12 protein-coding genes are annotated in these 15477 nt (G+C 71.5%); 3 read left to right on the top strand and 9 right to left on the bottom strand.

Annotated elements, in window-relative coordinates:
• Position 1 precedes the first annotated feature (1 nt).
• Positions 2-796 carry an acyltransferase gene (locus NQZ70_RS39650; protein WP_129578864.1) on the bottom strand — a complete coding sequence of 265 codons (795 nt, stop codon included), beginning with the start codon at positions 794-796 and terminating at the stop codon, positions 2-4.
• A 252-nt stretch (positions 797-1048) separates the two neighbouring features.
• Positions 1049-2077, bottom strand: coding sequence for a lysylphosphatidylglycerol synthase domain-containing protein (locus NQZ70_RS39645; protein WP_129578863.1), 1029 nt, complete (start codon positions 2075-2077; stop codon positions 1049-1051).
• Positions 2078-2232: 155 nt separating this feature from the next.
• On the opposite strand from NQZ70_RS39645, the gene gor reads away from it, so the two are divergent.
• Together gor and NQZ70_RS39635 are read left to right on the top strand one after the other, a co-directional pair.
• Entirely contained in the window at positions 2233-3651 is a 1419-nt protein-coding gene (gor, locus tag NQZ70_RS39640) for a glutathione-disulfide reductase (RefSeq protein WP_129578862.1), read from the top strand.
• 172 nt (positions 3652-3823) lie between these two features.
• Positions 3824-4414 carry a DUF420 domain-containing protein gene (locus tag NQZ70_RS39635; RefSeq protein WP_129578861.1) on the top strand — a complete coding sequence of 197 codons (591 nt, stop codon included), beginning with the start codon at positions 3824-3826 and terminating at the stop codon, positions 4412-4414.
• 60 nt (positions 4415-4474) lie between these two features.
• Here the strand turns inward: NQZ70_RS39635 and msrQ are convergent, their stop codons facing one another.
• From msrQ to NQZ70_RS39600, 7 genes are all read right to left on the bottom strand, one after another.
• Positions 4475-5125, bottom strand: coding sequence for a protein-methionine-sulfoxide reductase heme-binding subunit MsrQ (msrQ, locus tag NQZ70_RS39630; protein ID WP_207217603.1), 651 nt, complete (start codon positions 5123-5125; stop codon positions 4475-4477).
• A 2-nt stretch (positions 5126-5127) separates the two neighbouring features.
• Positions 5128-6171, bottom strand: coding sequence for a protein-methionine-sulfoxide reductase catalytic subunit MsrP (gene msrP / locus NQZ70_RS39625; RefSeq protein ID WP_129578860.1), 1044 nt, complete (start codon positions 6169-6171; stop codon positions 5128-5130).
• Positions 6172-6217: 46 nt separating this feature from the next.
• Complete coding sequence (locus tag NQZ70_RS39620) at positions 6218-7000, bottom strand: DUF5995 family protein (RefSeq protein ID WP_129578859.1); 783 nt, start codon at positions 6998-7000, stop codon at positions 6218-6220.
• 1204 nt (positions 7001-8204) lie between these two features.
• A complete protein-coding gene (locus tag NQZ70_RS39615) occupies positions 8205-8978 on the bottom strand; it encodes a succinate dehydrogenase/fumarate reductase iron-sulfur subunit (RefSeq protein ID WP_129578858.1) in 774 nt (257 codons plus the stop codon).
• Positions 8978-10891: a fumarate reductase/succinate dehydrogenase flavoprotein subunit gene (locus NQZ70_RS39610; protein ID WP_129578857.1), complete on the bottom strand. Its 1914-nt coding sequence runs from the start codon at positions 10889-10891 to the stop codon at positions 8978-8980. Before NQZ70_RS39610 ends, NQZ70_RS39615 begins: the two co-directional genes overlap by 1 nt.
• A 19-nt stretch (positions 10892-10910) precedes the next feature.
• Complete coding sequence (locus NQZ70_RS39605) at positions 10911-11606, bottom strand: succinate dehydrogenase cytochrome b subunit (RefSeq protein ID WP_061628392.1); 696 nt, start codon at positions 11604-11606, stop codon at positions 10911-10913.
• 152 nt (positions 11607-11758) lie between these two features.
• Positions 11759-12619, bottom strand: coding sequence for a response regulator (locus NQZ70_RS39600; RefSeq protein WP_165374392.1), 861 nt, complete (start codon positions 12617-12619; stop codon positions 11759-11761).
• Positions 12620-14141: 1522 nt separating this feature from the next.
• Between NQZ70_RS39600 and NQZ70_RS39595 the strand changes: the two genes are divergently transcribed.
• Entirely contained in the window at positions 14142-15464 is a 1323-nt protein-coding gene (locus NQZ70_RS39595) for a cyclopropane-fatty-acyl-phospholipid synthase family protein (protein WP_237244459.1), read from the top strand.
• Positions 15465-15477 lie beyond the last annotated feature (13 nt).

The raw sequence follows: 15477 nt of genomic DNA, 5'->3' as shown, positions 1-15477 counted from the left end.
GTTACGATGCGCTGCTTTCGAGCGAGCGCCTCCCCGCGTCGTCCGCGCCGTTGCTCCTCGCGCCGGCGCGGTCCGCCTCGGCGGCCGGCGGCGGCTCGGTCCGGAGTGATGCCACCCGCCTCGCCGGATTGCCAGCGACGACCGTGTACGGCGGGACATCGGCCATCACGATGGAGCCCGCCGCCACGACGCTGCCCTCGCCGACCGTGACCCCCGGGAAGACCATCGACCGGGCGCCGAGCCAGACGTTGTCCTCGATGACCACGGGCCGCACCTCGCTGTCCGCGGGGGGCAGGCCGCGCTTGCGGTCCTCCGGATCGCTCGGGTGGCCGCTCGAGTCGAGGATGTAGACGCTCCCCGCGATCCGGCAATGCTTGCCGATGGTGACCGACTTGCCGACGATGATCCGGCAGTCGTGCCCGATCCCGGTGTTATCGCCGATCCGCAAGGTCGGGCGGTCGGTGAACCGGGCGGCGAAGACGATGTTGACCTTGCCGTCGAGCACCACATTGTCGCCGAGGATCATGTCGCCCCGGCCCTGGATGTAGTGAATGAAGTTCCCGGTCCGGACGCCCTTGCCGTACTGGGCGCAGTGCGACTTGAGGTGCGGCTCGCAGACGAGCACGCGAGCACCGAACCAGTACATCTCGCGCGCTGCCTCGAACGCCAACCGCATCGGGACCACGAGCGGCCGCGGCGCGGGCAGCGTGAAGCTACGGACCTCCCGGCGCGCGTGGCGCACGGCGCGGGCGACGCTGTGATCGGAGGTGGCGAGGAAACGAACCAGGTTCTTCATGGAGGGTCGCTCTGCGCAGCCTGGCCGGAGCAGCGATGTTCAGCGGGCGCCCGGCAAGAAGGACGGAAGGAACGTCAGCGAGCTCGAGACTATACCTCGGAGCCTACCGCGTCGATCGTTCTCTAGCCGCTCTATGGCGCGGTCCCGGCGCTGTTCCGCACCCTATTACAAACCAATTACAGGCAGCGCATCACCCGCGGGCACAAGCAAATACCGTGACAACACCGCGACGCGGGCCCGCGCCGCGCCGCTTCAGGCGGGCTCTCGTTGTGCGCCCGTGGGGGCGGCGCCCGCGGGCGCGGCGGCGGTGGGGTCCTTCGCCTCCATACGGGGCAAAACGCCCCGGAGCAGGGCCAGGCCGAGCGCGGCTTCGACGAGGGTGAGCGCCACCGCCCATGTGGTCGTGGTGGCGGCGATGGCGGCGAGGCGCTCCTCGCGCGTGACGCCGGCCGCGAAGCCCTCGAGGAGCGCGGCGGCGAGCACGTCGCGCGTGCCGAAGCCCTGCGGGGTGAGGGGGAGCGTCACCGCCACCATCAGGATGGGGATGTACGTCAAGGCGGCCCCGAGGGGGATGCGCACACCGAAGAACCAGAAGGGGAGCCAGGTGCCGGCGAACAGGATGAGGAGGTGCGGCACGCGCGCGGCGAGGGCGACGAGGTGGCCGCGCACGCCGGCCTCGAAGAGCGGGGCGAGGAGCTTTGTGCGGGCGAGCCGGGCGGGGCGCAGCGCGAGGACGGCGAGGTAGAGCACGCCCGCGGCGAGGAGCAGGGCGGACCCGGCGAGCGGCCCGCCGTTCGCGGGCACGGCGACCGCGCCGAGGAGGAGCAGGCAGCCGAGCCACGACGCGTAGACCACGAGCGTCGCGCCGGCGACGCGCGCGAGCGGCACGCCGTGCGCGCGCGCGAGGAAGACCGTGATGAACGCCTGCCCCACGTGGTGGTTGAGCAGCGAGGGAAGATAGGAGGCGCCGCGGAGCACGAAGAAGTCGCGGAAGGCGACGGGGGCGATCAGCCGGCGGTAGACGAGGACGGTCGCGAACGTGTCGGCGCCGAGGAGCGCGAGGATGAAGAGGGCGGCGAACCCGCCGAAGAGCGGGGCGTCGACGCGCGCGAGGGCGGCGCGGAAGGCGTCGAGGTCGAGGCGGCCGAGGACGAACGCGACGAGCGCGATCGCGAGCGCGAAGGGCAGGGCGCGGCGCGCGCGATCCCAGCGGCGCGGGGCGCGCCGCTCGGGCGGCGGCGCGGCGTCGGCGAAGGTTCCGGTGTGGGTCGAGGAGCGCAACGGCGGGACCCTAGCAGAATCCCCGCCGCGGGGCCGAGAGGAGCGGCGCCCGGGACCGCGTCGTCCCCCGGCCTCGGCGGGCGCGCGCCGCCCCCGCCTCCGGAGGGCGCACGCTGCGCGGCGACCGCGCCCCGCATGGGGCATAGTCGTCCACCATGTCCAAGTACGATTACGATCTGTTCGTCATCGGCGCCGGCTCCGGCGGCGTGCGCGCCGCCCGCATGTCCGCTTCCTACGGCGCCAGGGTCGCCATCGCCGAGTCGCGCCACCTCGGCGGAACGTGCGTCAACCTGGGATGCATCCCGAAGAAGCTCCTCGTCTACGCCTCGCACTACGCCGAGGACTTCGAGGACGCCGCCGGCTACGGCTGGTCGGTGCCCGGCCACGGCGGAGACGGGCAGGCCGGCCCGTCGTTCGACTGGGCGACGTTCCTCCGGAACAAGGACAAGGAGATCGAGCGCCTGAACGGCGTCTACGAGCGGCTGCTGAAGAACTCGGGCGCCGACATCCGCTGGGGCCAGGCCAAGGTCGTGGACCCGCACGCCGTCGAGATCGACGGCGCCAGGATCACCGCCGAGCGGATCCTCGTCGCGACCGGCAGCTACCCGTGGGTTCCGGACCTGCCCGGGCGCGAGCTCGCGGTCACCTCGGACGACGCGTTCCACTTCAAGGGCCTGCCGCGCCGGGCGGTCATCGTCGGCGGCGGCTACATCGCGGTCGAGCTCGCCGGGATCTTCCACGGGCTCGGGGCGAAGGTGTCGCTGATCCACCGCGGCATGCACCTCCTGCGCGGCTTCGACGACGACATCCGGGCGTTCCTCGCCGCCGAGATCCAGAAGAAGGGCCTGGATCTCCGCCTCGGCGCGAGCGTCGAGAACATCGAGCGGCGCGGCGACGGGCTGTGCGCGGCGCTCGCCGACGGCACCGAGCTCGCGGCCGACTGCGTGCTGTACGCGACCGGGCGCCTGCCGAAGACCAAGGGGCTCGGCCTCGAGGAGGTCGGGGTGGCGCTCGACGAGGACGGCGCGGTCGTGGTGGACGACGCGTTCCAGTCGTCGGTCCCGTCCATCTACGCGATCGGCGACGTGATCGCGCGCGTGCAGCTCACGCCGGTCGCGATCACCGAGGCGATGGCGCTGGCGAAGCGGCTGTTCCGCGGCGAGGACGCGCGCGTGGACTACGCCGGCATCCCGACCGCCGTGTTCAGCCAGCCGAACGTCGGCACCGTCGGCCTGTCGGAGTCGCAGGCGCGCGAGCACCACGACGTCGCCGTGTACCTCTCGACCTTCCGCGCGCTCAAGCACACCCTCTCCGGGCGCGAGGAGAAGACGATGATGAAGCTGGTCGTCGACCGCGCGACCGACCGGGTGCTCGGCGTCCACATGGTCGGGCCCGACGCCGGCGAGATCATCCAGGGGTTCGCGGTCGCGCTGAAGTGCGGCGCGACGAAGGCGCAGTTCGACGCGACGGTCGGCATCCACCCGACCGCGGCCGAGGAGTTCGTGACCATGCGCGAGCCGCTGCGGAAGATGGATCGCAGCCCCCCGATGGGGATCGCGCCGAGCTCGGCGTGAGCTCGCGGGCGCGCGCGCGCCGGCCCGCCCCAGCGCGCGCGCCCGCCCGTGCGCTGGCGACGGCTGCGGCTGGCTGCAGGCCACGTCCGTCCGTTTTCGCCGGCCTTCGATCGCCGGCGTACGGTCGCTCCGGCTCGCCCGCTCGCGTTCGCGCTCTGCGCGCTCCTCTGGTATGGACCGCGCGATGTCGACACCCGCCTCGACCCCCTTGAAGCCGGTCGGCCTGCTCGCCCGCACGAGCGACCGCTCGTTCTACGTCTTCAACGCCGTGCTCTCCGCGGCCGCGCTGGCGTTCCTCGCGTACATCCTCCTCATCCGGCGCGGCGCGGGCGGCGCGGATCTCCGCTTCATGCCGCCGCTGAACGCCGCGCTCAACGCGACGGCCGCCACGCTGCTCGTCGCGGGCTGGATCGCGATCAAGCGCCGCGCGATCGTCGCGCACAAGTACCTGATGGTGTCGGCGTTCGTCGCCTCGTCGCTGTTCCTCGTCGGCTACCTCGCCTACCACTTCGTCCACGGGGACACGAAGTACCAGGGCACGGGCCCGCTCCGCGCCGTCTACTTCGCCGTCCTCATCTCGCACATCGTGCTGTCGGCGGGCATCGTGCCGCTCGCGCTGACGTCGTTCTACTTCGCCTACAAGGCGAGCTTCGCGAAGCACGCCCGGGTCGCGCGGGTGACGCTGCCCCTCTGGCTCTACGTGTCGGTGACCGGCGTGCTCATCTACTTCATGCTGCGCGGCAGCACGCCGGCGGTGCCGTGAGCGCGCCGCCGCCGCGCCGGCCCGGCCTCGGAGGTCCTCGGCGGCGACGCGGCGCAGGGCTCAGCGCGACGCCGCGCGCCTGCGCAGGGCGGCGCTGACGATGCGCGCCGCGAACAGCAGGGCGAGCAGCGCGGCGTAGATCATCGGCTCGGTCGCGTCCTTCTTCACGCGGAGGAAGAAGTGCGCGACCCCGAGGACGGCGGCGACGTACGCGAGGCGGTGCAGCCGCTTCCAGCGCGCGGCGCCGAGGCGCTTCAGCATGCGCGCGGTCGACGTCGCCGCGAGCGGGACGAGCAGGAGGAGCGCGACGAAGCCGGCGAGGATGAACGGGCGCTCGGTGATGTCCTCGACGATCGCGCCGACGTCGAGCCCTTGATCGACGAGCGCATACGTCAGGAAGTGCGCGCACGCGTAGAAGAAGGCGAGCAGCCCGAGCGCCTTGCGGATGCGCAGCGGAAACGTATAGCCCGAGACGATCTTGAGCGGCGTCGCCGCGAGGGAGGCGACGAGCAGCACGAGCGCGAGGAGCCCGAGCTGGTTCAGCGCCTCGGCGACGGCGTTCGGGCCGAGCGCGCCGGCGCGGGCGCGCAGGCCGAGCACGGCCAGCGGGATCAGCCCGCCGGTGACGACCGCCGGCACGAGCCAGGGCAGCTTCCGGCCGGCGGGCGCCGCGGCGCCCGGCCGCGACATCGTCCTCGCGGGCGCGCCCATGGTCAGAAGCTCTCCCGCAGGTCCATGCCGCTGTAGAGGCTGGCCACCTCCTCCGCGTAGCCGTTGAACGGCAGCGTGGGGCGGCGGCGCAGCTCACCGATCCTCCGCTCGGTCGCCTGGCTCCAGCGCGGGTGAGCCACCGCGGGGTTCACGTTGGCATAGAAGCCGTACTCGTCCGGCGCGGCCTGGCTCCACGTCGTCTTCGGCTGCCGCTCCGTGAGCTTGATGCTGACGATCGATTTGCACCCCTTGAACCCGTATTTCCACGGGACCACCAGGCGGATCGGCGCTCCGTTCTGGCCGAGCAGCGATTTGCCGTAGAGGCCCACGGCCAGCATCGTGAGCGGGTGCATCGCCTCGTCGATCCGGAGCCCCTCGACGTAAGGCCAGTCGAGGACGTCGCTCCGCTGGCCGGGCAGCTGCTCCGGATCGAGCAGCGTGGTGAACTGGACGTACCGGGCGCGGGAGGTCGGCTCGAGGCGCCGGAGCAGCGCGGCCAGAGGGAACCCGAGCCAGGGGATCACCATCGACCACGCCTCGACGCACCGCATGCGATAGACGCGCTCCTCCAGGGGAAACCACGAGAGCAGGGTGTCGAGGTCGATGATCGCGGGCTTCTCGATCTCCCCCTCGCACGCGACGGCCCAGGGGCGCAGCCGGAGCCGGCCGGCGTTCTTGGACGGCTCCGACTTGCTCAGGCCGAGCTCGTAGAAATTGTTGTAGGTGACGATGGCCTCGTAGTCGGTCCGCGCTTCGTCGGTGACGAACGCGTTCTTCGCGTCCGCCGCGCCCGCCCCGACGCGCGGCGCGGCGGCGTCCGGCGGCGGGGGCGCGCCGGCGAGCGGCGCGGCCTCGCCGCCGGGGGCGCCGGGAGCGCCGGCGTCCGCGACGCCGGCCTCGCCGCCGGTGAGCCAGACGAGGCCGCCGCCGATGGCCGACGCCGTGCCCGCGAAGAGCGCGGCGTTCTTCAGGAGCTCGCGTCGCCTCAGGTAGAGCGCTGGAGGGGTGATCTCGCTGGCGGGCGGCTCCTTGGGCAGCTTGCTCATGCCCCATTCTACGATCGGCCCGGGCTCCGGTTACGGTCGGACGCGCTCACGCGGCCCTTGACAGGAGGCGGAGCGCGGCGTGAGGCGCGTGGTGGAGCGACGGCAGCGCGAGCATCTGCCCGATGCGCGCGGAGCGCTGCTCCACCCCGCGGGCGATCGCCGCCCGCTCGCTCGCGGTGCGCGCCTTGAGCAGGGCCAGCACGTCGCTCCAGACGCGCTCGCGCCACCGCGAGAGCATCTCCATCGACACCCAGACCGCGAGATCCGGGGCGGTGTCGCGGAAGATCGCGCTCAGGGGGCAGCCATGCCGGACGGCGAGGCGCTCGAGCGCCTCGATGACCGAGCGGCGGAGCAGGATATTGACCTCATCGTGATCGTGCTTGAGCCGCGCGAGCATCCGCGGGTCGCGGCCGTGGCCGAACTCGACGATCGTCGCGTGGATCCCGAACACCAGGTCGTAGTTGATGTGGGCGCTGAACCCGAGCAGGGCGTTCTGCACGGGGGGCGCGAACCGGGACGAGGTGCTCGCGTACGCGATGTGCCAGGCGCCGCAGTCCTGCGCCGCGCCCCCCTCGCACCACCGGAACGTCTCGAGGTACCGCTCGCAGAACCTGCCGGCGAGGCGCGAGATCCACGCAGGCTCGAGGAACATGCCATCGGGCCGCTCCACCTGCGCCGCGACTGCGCGCGTGACGATACCGTAGACGTCGGTGAACGCCGCCCGCCGATCGCCCGCGGCGATCAGGCGATCCGTCACGGTGTCGAGAACAACGGCAGCATCGTGGACGCTCTTCGGGTGCAGATTAAGGCCGTCGATGCAGCTGCTCATGAAGTCCCCTCCTACTTCTTCGCTCGTCAAAGAGACCTGATCCGATGTTCGAACTTCCGCATCCGACCGCCTCGCTGGCGCCGGCCGCATCGCCTGAGCGCAGCACGAACGGTGAAGCAGCGGCGCCGGCCGTCGGTCCGCCCGGACCCGGCCTTCCTGGTCTGCGCCCCGGTGCGCTTCGTTCCCATGTCGAAAGCGGATCTGGAGACCCGCCGGGAGAAAGGTCGCCGCGGATGTTGCCCTTGCTTCTCCTACTGCCGGCCCTCCCCTTGAACCGGCCCCCCGCAGAAGAGCGATGACTCGATGCGATCCAGACGCGCTCGCAGCGGGATGCCCCCCCTCGCCGCGGCGCTCTAAGGTGAACCTAGTCTACGACATGGTGTGGGGTGACCACAATTGTCTTATGACTGCTGATCCCGTTCGGGACAGTCTCGAGGTTATTCTAACTAGCGAGCTCGAACAAGCGGCCGTTGACCCTGACACGTTTCTTTCTCGCGCGGGAGAGCGCCACGGCATCTTCCGGGTTGCGCTGCCACTGGAGCGAGGGTTCGTCGAATTCGGAAACCCATCGTCTCACGTAGCTGCAAGTCTCGACGAGATGTTCTCGAAACATGCCGAGTGCTTATCCCATGTCGGCTGTACGGTCGGGGCTGGGAATGTGAAGAGCGTTTAGGAAGTCCCTGAGCCAGAGCTCAGGAAACTCCTGGCTCGTTTTCCACAGGGGAGGTCGGTTTCTTGCGTCGATGTTGAAAATCGCGCGGATGTGGCGGATGAGGACGCTCGCATCGCAGCGTGGCCTCCACTGCGCGTCTGCGCGAGCGGCAGGGTTCGCCTGTCATCGCCGCTGGGCCCTGCGGGGTGATCCTCGCGCCGAGGTCCTGCAGCCTGCGCCTGCAGGGCGCGGGGGCCGGCCGTACGGCGGCGATGGCCGGGAAGGCGCGCCGCGATCGCCGGCCGCAGGGCTCGCGTAGGGCTCGCCCGGCGCTGGACGGCCGGTCGGCGCGAGCGGCGGCGGCGCCGACGGCGCGGCCCCGGCGCGGGCGGGACGGCCGCGACGGAGCGCCGCCGTCCACCGCGCGCGCGGGGAGGGGCCTCGCTGTCGAGGAGAAAGAGGAGGGGCTCCGCTGCCGGAGAGGGGGGAAGAGCCGGAGAGGAGGAAGCGCCGCCGGCGTCGCCGGGCGAGGCCGGCGAGCCGGCGCGGCGCTCAGCCGGTGCCGCCCTTGGCCTGCACGTCGCGGTAGCTCAGCGTCGCGCGCAGGTAGTCGCGGTTCATCTGCGCGATCACGTCGAGGGGGATCTCCTTCGGGCAGACCGCCTCGCACTCGCCGATGTTCGTGCAGTGGCCGAAGCCCTCGGCGCGCATCTGGCCCACCATGTTGAGGCTCCGCTGATCGCGCTCCGGCTGGCCCTGCGGCAGGATGTTGAGGTGCGTGAGCTTCGCCCCGGTGAAGAGCGAGGCCGACGCGTTCGGGCACGACGCGACGCAGGCGCCGCAGCCGATGCACGCGGCCGCGTCCATGGAGCGCTCGGCGACCGGCTTCGGCACGGGGACGGCGTTCGCGTCCGGCGCGCTGCCGGTCGGCACCGAGACGTAGCCGCCCGCCGCGATGATGCGGTCGAACGCGCTGCGGTCCACCGCGAGATCGCTCACCACCGGGAACGCCTGGGCCCGCCACGGCTCGAGCCACAGCACGTCGCCGTCCTTGTAGTGACGCATGTGCAGCTGACACACGGTCGTCCCACGGAGGGGGCCGTGCGCCTGGCCGTTGATCATGAAGCCGCACATGCCGCAGATGCCCTCGCGACAGTCGTGATCGAAGGCGATCGGCTCCTCACCCTTGAGGATGAGCCGCTGATTGAGCACATCGAGCATCTCGAGGAAGGACATGTGCTCGCTGACGTCGGGCACCTCGTACGTGACGAACCGGCCCGCTTCGTACTTGCCCTTCTGCCGCCAGACATGGAGGGTGAGGCGCATTATTTGTAACTCCGCTGCGTTGGGTGAACCTCGTTGAACTGGAGCGGCTCCTTGTAGAGCTCCTGTGCCTGACCTTCGCCTCGCCAGCCCCAGGCGGCGACATAGGTGAAGTTCTGGTCGTCGCGCTTCGCCTCGCCCTCCGGGGTCTGGTGCTCCTCGCGGAAGTGCCCGCCGCACGACTCTTCCCGGTGGAGGGCGTCGCGGCACATGAGCTCCGCCAGCTCGAAGAAGTCGGCGACGCGCGCCGCCTTCTCGAGCTCCTGGTTGAGGCCGGTGCCCGTGCCCGAGACGCGGACGTCGCGGTGGAACTGCTCCCGGAGCTCCGGGATCCGCGCGAGCGCGCCCTTGAGCCCGGCCGCGTTGCGCGCCATCCCGCACTGCTCCCACATGATCTTGCCGAGCTCGCGGTGGAACGAGTCGGCCGTGCGCGAGCCGTTCGTGGCGAGCAGCCTGTTCAGCCGCTCGCTCGCGTCGCGCTCGGCGTCCCGCACCGCGGGGTGGAGGTCGTCGACCCGCTCGAGCTTCGTCGACGCGAGGTAATCGCCGATGGTGTAGGGGATGATGAAGTAGCCGTCGGCGAGGCCCTGCATCAGCGCGCTCGCCCCGAGGCGGTTCGCGCCGTGGTCGGAGAAGTTCGCCTCGCCGAGCACGAACATGCCGGGGATCGTGCTCATCAGGTTGTAGTCGACCCAGAGCCCGCCCATCGTGTAGTGGATGGCCGGGTAGATGCGCATCGGGACGCTGTACGGGTCGTCGCCGGTGATGCGCTCGTACATGTCGAAGAGGTTGCCGTAGCGCTCGGCGATGGCGGCCTTGCCGAGGCGCCGGATGGCGTCCGAGAAGTCGAGGTACACGCCGAGCCGCGTCGGCCCCACGCCGCGGCCCTCGTCGCACACCGCCTTCGCCGCGCGCGACGCGACGTCGCGCGGCACGAGGTTGCCGAAGCTCGGGTAGCGGCGCTCGAGGTAGTAGTCGCGCTCGCCCTCCGGGATGAGCTCCGGCGGGCGGGTGTCGCCCGGGTTCGTCGGCACCCAGATGCGGCCGTCGTTCCGGAGCGACTCGCTCATGAGCGTGAGCTTCGACTGGTAGTCGCCCGAGACCGGGATGCACGTCGGGTGGATCTGGGTGAAGCACGGGTTGCCGAAGAGCGCGCCGCGCTTGTGCGCCCGCCAGATGGCGGTGGTGTTCGACCCCTTCGCGTTGGTCGAGAGGAAGAAGACGTTGCCGTAGCCGCCGGAGGCGAGGACGACCGCGTCGCCGAGGTGCGTCTCGAGCGCGCCCGTGATCAGGTTGCGCGTGACGAGGCCGCGCGCCTTGCCGTCGACCACGATGAGGTCGAGCATCTCGGTGCGCGGGTACATCTTGACCTTGCCGAGGCCGATCTGCCGCTCGAGCGCCTGGTAGGCGCCGAGGAGGAGCTGCTGCCCCGTCTGCCCGCGCGCGTAGAACGTGCGCGACACCTGCGCGCCGCCGAAGGAGCGGTTCGCGAGAACGCCGCCGTACTCGCGCGCGAACGGCACGCCCTGCGCGGCGCACTGGTCGATGATGTTCACGCTGATCTGCGCGAGCCGGTACACGTTGGCCTCGCGCGCGCGGTAGTCGCCGCCCTTCACGGTGTCGTAGAAGAGGCGGTAGATGCTGTCGCCGTCGTTCTGGTAGTTCTTCGCGGCGTTGATGCCGCCCTGCGCGGCGATGCTGTGGGCGCGGCGCGGAGAGTCCTGGAAGCAGAAGCTCTTCACGTTGTAGCCGAGCTCGGCCAGCGTCGCGCTCGCCGCGCCGCCGGCGAGGCCGGTGCCGACGACGAGGATCGTGTACTTCCGCTTGTTCGCCGGGTTGACGAGCTTCAGGTTGAAGCGGTGCTGGTCCCACTTCTTTTCGATGGGACCTTCGGGGATCTTCGCATTGAGCTGCATGATGACGGGGGCTCCGGGCTCAGCGGACGATGCCGAACAGGACGGCCAGCGGGATGGAGGAGAAGCCGACGGCGAGCAGGATCGACGCGGCGGCGGCGAACTTCCTGAGCGCCGGCGTGTAGCGCGGGTGGCTGAGGCCCATCGACTGGAACATGCTCCACGCGCCGTGGTAGAGGTGCAGCGCGAGCAGCCCCATCGCCACCATGTAGGCAATCGCCACGGGCGCCGAGCTGAAGCCCTTCACGACGTTGTCGTAGGCGTCGAGCGGCACGAAGTCGGGGTGCACGGTGCCCGTCGTCAGGTGGAGCAGGTGATAGACGATGAACGCGGCGAGGACGCCGCCGCTCAGCAGCATCGTGCGGGCGGCGAGGTTCGGGTGCCTCTGCCCCTTGACCTGGTAGCGGACCGGCCGGGCAGCGCGGCTGTGCAGCGCGAGCGATACGCCCGTGTAGACGTGGACGACGAGGGCGGCGAGGAGGAGCAGCCGCGTCCCCCAGAGCAGGGAGGGGGTCCCGTGGAGGAAGGCGGCATAGTCGTTGAACTTCTGCCGGCCGAGGAAGACCTGCAGGTTGCCGGCCATGTGACCGATCACGAAGCCGAAGAAGACGACGCCGCTCAGCGCCATCGCGAACTTCTTGCCGACGAGATCCCGGTAGAAGAGCGCGATGCGCTGGGCCCTGGTGGGGAGAGTCGATGGGGCAGCAGTGGGGCTCATCGCTCCCCTCCTTTAGTGGCGTGCGAACGCGTTCGCCAGAGGGAATCTCGCGCTCGATCGCGGAAGATTTTGCGGACGTCGGCCGCAGATCTCGGCCCGAAGGAGGCGCGCTGCCCGCGGCGTTCGCGGCGGAGGCGGGCGGGGCGCGGGCGTCAGGCGGCGCGCGGGTCGTGCGCGCGCCGTACCTTGCGACCGTAAAACGCCAGTGCGAGCTCGATCGCGAAGATGCCGATGGCCTGCTCTTCCTGGCTGGTGAACGCCGGCAGGCGCTCGTCGCGGAGGACGACGAGGCCGCCGAACGAGCGCTCCCCCAGGCGGAGCGGCGCCACGATGGCGGCGCCGAAGCGATCGCCCTCCGCGGTGCAGAGCAGGTCGGGCGCGTCGTCCGCCGACAGGCGGACGGGGGCGAGCGCGCCCTCGATCTGGCCGGCGAGCCGCGCGATGAACGCGGCGGACACCTCGGCGCCGGAGGCCGCCTGGTAGAGCGCGGCCCCGTGGTCGAGCGCCAGGGAGAGCGCGGCGCCGGTTGTATAGACCACCTTCGCCGCGAGATCCACGGCGCGCTCCGGGAAGTCGTCCCGGGAGAGGGACGCGACCAGGGCGGCGCTCGCCTGGTGGACGGCCGCCACGGCGTCGAGGTGGGTGCGCAGCATGGCCGCCTCGAGCAGCCGCTTCATGTCCGCGATGTCGTACGGCTTCTCGAGGATGTCGTACGCGCCGCTCTGGATGCACTCCACGGCGGCCTGCGCGCTCGAGCACGGGGCGCCGACGATGATCTCGAGGTCCGGGCTGATCGCCTTGAGCGCGGCGATGGTCCCGGCGCCTTCCATGCCGGGCGCCCTCACGTCGGCGATCGCGACGTCGAATCGGCGCGCCTTGACGAGCTCGATCGCGGCGAGCCCGCTCTCGGCGCAGGTGACGTCGAAGCCGCCGTCGCTGAGCTCGACCGCGAGCCTGTCGAGGACCCTCTTCTCGGCGTCTACCACGAGCACATGGGGTCGGGCCTGGCTCACTGATGCCTCCTCCTCTGGTTACAAGGGGTGCGCCGCGCCGCCTCGCCGTCCGGCGCCGTCGTGATCGCGCGACGACCACGCCGGTCGTGGCCGATGTCGCCCCACCCGGCGGAGCCCCCTCCGGTCTCTACCCGCTGTCCAAAGTTCGCCTACAGTCCAATAGAACCGGGTTTCCAGCGAAACGGAAGTCGAAGCGGCGTTGACGCGGTCCACCTTGAACAGGCGAGGCGCCGCGCGCCCGGCGCGGATGTGCTCCGGTATGCCGACTCCTGTGGACCGTGTGAGCGCGCGTCGCAGGGAGAGAGCGCGCGGGGCGCGCGTCTTCGGGCCCGTCTCGCGAGGAGCGGCGGTGGTCGCGCGCCGCACGGCGGACGGGATGGGGTCGGTGCGCTGCGCGTCGCCGCCGGCGACGTCCGTCACGCGGAGCGCGGCGCGGGCGAGCTCGCGCCGGGCAGCGGGTTCGCTGGCGGCGCGCTCCACGAGGAGGCGCTCGAGCGCGGCGCGGCTCGTGGTGTCGTCGCGGCGGGCGTCGATCCCGCGCGTGAACGCGCGCGGCGCATCGAGGGCGCGCGAGCGCGTGATCGCCGCGCGCATGCGCGCAGTCGTCGTGCGCGTGCTCGTCCTCGTGCTCGTTCTCCGTCCCCGTCCTCGTGCGCGTGCGCGTGCGCGTGCTCGTTCTCCGTCCTCGTGCGCGTGCTCGTGCTCGTTCTCCGTCCCCGTGCGCGTGCGCGTGCTCGTTCTCCGTCCTCGTGCTCGTCCTCTGTCCTCGTCCCCGCGGCCGCGCATGCTCGCGTCGCCTTCGCCTCCGTGCGCGTGGCGAGTCGGCCTCGCATCGTGCCTCTCCGCGGTGGACCTGCGCGCCTCCCTGCACCCGTCGCGACCAGCGCGCGATGCGTCCCACCACGTTGGCGATCTTCTCGAGCGCGCCGTGCATCGCCTGCGCGCGCAGCGTCGCCTCGAGCCGCGCGACCGCCGCGGCGCGCCCCCGTCGCGCGCTCCGCCTTCGCCTCGCGCGCCCCGCGCGATCCGATCCGAGCGCATCCCGCCGACCTGGACGACCGACGCGCCCCCGGCGAACGCGACGTCGACCTCCTGCCCTCCGGCCGTCCCCAGCCGTCCCGCGAGCCCGCACGGCCGACGGTCGGCTAGGGGGAACGGACCGCGGCGGCCGCTCGCGACGGGAAGGCTGGAAGAAGGTGGGGAGAAACTCGACGCATCCTCTCGATTTCCTCCCTTCGTCTGGAACATGAAACCTCCCAGACACAGTTCTGTTGTCGGGACTTCCCCGAACACTTCTCCGATGCCCCTGGAGCCCTGTCGACCACGTTCCTCCTGTCCCCGACGACAGCGCATGTCCGCGTCGTCCTCCGACCGTTGTGGGCGTTACGGGACTCGCTGCCATGGTGTCGATGAAATGACATGTCGCTTGACGGGAAAGCGCAGCTCGGTTCAGCTCGTCGGGCGGCCGGGGGGTCGCGGAGGGGGTCCGATGTTCATCGTCAGGAAGGGCGAAGTTCCGCTGTTGTCCCGTTGGGTGAAGGAGGCGACCTCGCGCCTGCTGGAGCGCTATGACGGGACCCCGTTCGAGCTGCGCTTGTGGGGCGGCGAGCGGCTGCGCTTCGGCGCGGGCGCGCCGGCGTTCGCGGTGACGTTCCGGACGCGCCGGGCGCTCTGCGAGGCGGCGCTCCGGGGCACGCTGGGGCTCGGCGAGGCCTACGTCCGGCGCGAGGTGACGTTCGACGGCGATCTCGAGGACTCGCTCGCCGGCCTGTTCCAGCTCGCGCGGTCCGTGCGGTCCGTTGAGGCGCGCTTGCCGCGCCTCGCGCCCGCGCTGCCGTCGTTCGAGCGCGGCCTCTCCGGCGTGCTGGACGCGCTCCGGCTCGGGCTGCTCTCCGGCGCGGCGAAGCGCGAGCGGCTCGCCGTCGAGCGCCACTACGGGCTCGGCAACGACTTCTATCCTCTTTACCTCGACAGGCGCCTCCAGACCTCGTGCGGCTACTTCCGGTCTCCGGGCGAGGCGCTCGACGACGCGCAGGCGCACAAGATCTCCCTCGTCGCGCGGAAGCTCGCGCTCCGGCGCGGGCAGCGGCTCCTCGATCTCGGCTGCGGGTGGGGCCACCTCATGTTCCACGCGGCGGAGACCTACGGCGTGCAGTGCCTCGGGATCACGCTCTGCGAGAACCAGGCGAGGTACATCCGCGAGCAGGCCGCGGCGCGGCGGCTCCCGGTCGAGGTCCGCGTGATGGGCTGCGACGAGCTCGAGGGCGAGCCGCGGTGGGATCGGCTCGTCTCGCTGGGCTCGATGTGCCACGCCGGCGCGCGCCGGATCGAGGTGTTCTACGACAAGGTGAAGGCGCTGCTCGCCGAGGGCGGCGTCTGCCTGCTCGAGAGCGTCACCCGCGAGCTGGAGTCGCCCCGGACTGACCCCTTCGTGCAAAAGCACATTTTCCCGGGGTACTGGCCGCCGTCGATCCAGGGGATGGCGGCGCGCGCCGCCGCGCGCGGCCTCGACGTGCTCGACGCGGAGAACCTGCGCCGCCACTCCGCGCTCACGGCGCGCTGCTGGCGCCGCAACTTCCTGGACAACCGGGAGAGGATCGAGCGGGTCACCGGCTTCGACGGCGCGTTCCTGAGGACGTGGGAGTTCTACCTGGCCTGCGCCGCCGCCGCGTTTCGCAGCGGGCACCTCGGCGCCGTGCAGATGGTGCTGTCGAACGGGGCTCCGCGCGACTACCCGCTCGCACGCGAGCCCCTGTACGCCGCGGAGGAGCCGTCGCCGCGGGACCGCGCGCCGATCGTCCCGGCCGTGCAGTTCAGCGCCTGGGGCGCCGCCGCGCCGTCCTGATCCCGGAGGCGCG

The sequence above is a fragment of the Sorangium sp. So ce836 genome, assembly GCF_028553905.1.
Lineage (GTDB): Bacteria > Myxococcota_A > Polyangia > Polyangiales > Polyangiaceae > Sorangium > Sorangium cellulosum_D.
Note: the sequence above shows the minus strand (reverse complement) of the source record. Positions and strands in the feature narration are given on the sequence as shown.

Bases quoted from the DNA above. Each gene is read 5' to 3' on its own strand.
- NQZ70_RS39650 (WP_129578864.1), bottom strand. From the start codon at position 796: ATGAAGAACCTGGTTCGTTTCCTCGCCACCTCCGATCACAGCGTCGCC.
- gor (WP_129578862.1), top strand. From the start codon at position 2,233: ATGTCCAAGTACGATTACGATCTGTTCGTCATCGGCGCCGGCTCCGGC.
- NQZ70_RS39635 (WP_129578861.1), top strand. From the start codon at position 3,824: ATGGACCGCGCGATGTCGACACCCGCCTCGACCCCCTTGAAGCCGGTC.
- msrQ (WP_207217603.1), bottom strand. From the start codon at position 5,125: ATGGGCGCGCCCGCGAGGACGATGTCGCGGCCGGGCGCCGCGGCGCCC.
- msrP (WP_129578860.1), bottom strand. From the start codon at position 6,171: ATGAGCAAGCTGCCCAAGGAGCCGCCCGCCAGCGAGATCACCCCTCCA.
- NQZ70_RS39620 (WP_129578859.1), bottom strand. From the start codon at position 7,000: ATGAGCAGCTGCATCGACGGCCTTAATCTGCACCCGAAGAGCGTCCAC.
- NQZ70_RS39615 (WP_129578858.1), bottom strand. From the start codon at position 8,978: ATGCGCCTCACCCTCCATGTCTGGCGGCAGAAGGGCAAGTACGAAGCG.
- NQZ70_RS39610 (WP_129578857.1), bottom strand. From the start codon at position 10,891: ATGCAGCTCAATGCGAAGATCCCCGAAGGTCCCATCGAAAAGAAGTGG.
- NQZ70_RS39605 (WP_061628392.1), bottom strand. From the start codon at position 11,606: ATGAGCCCCACTGCTGCCCCATCGACTCTCCCCACCAGGGCCCAGCGC.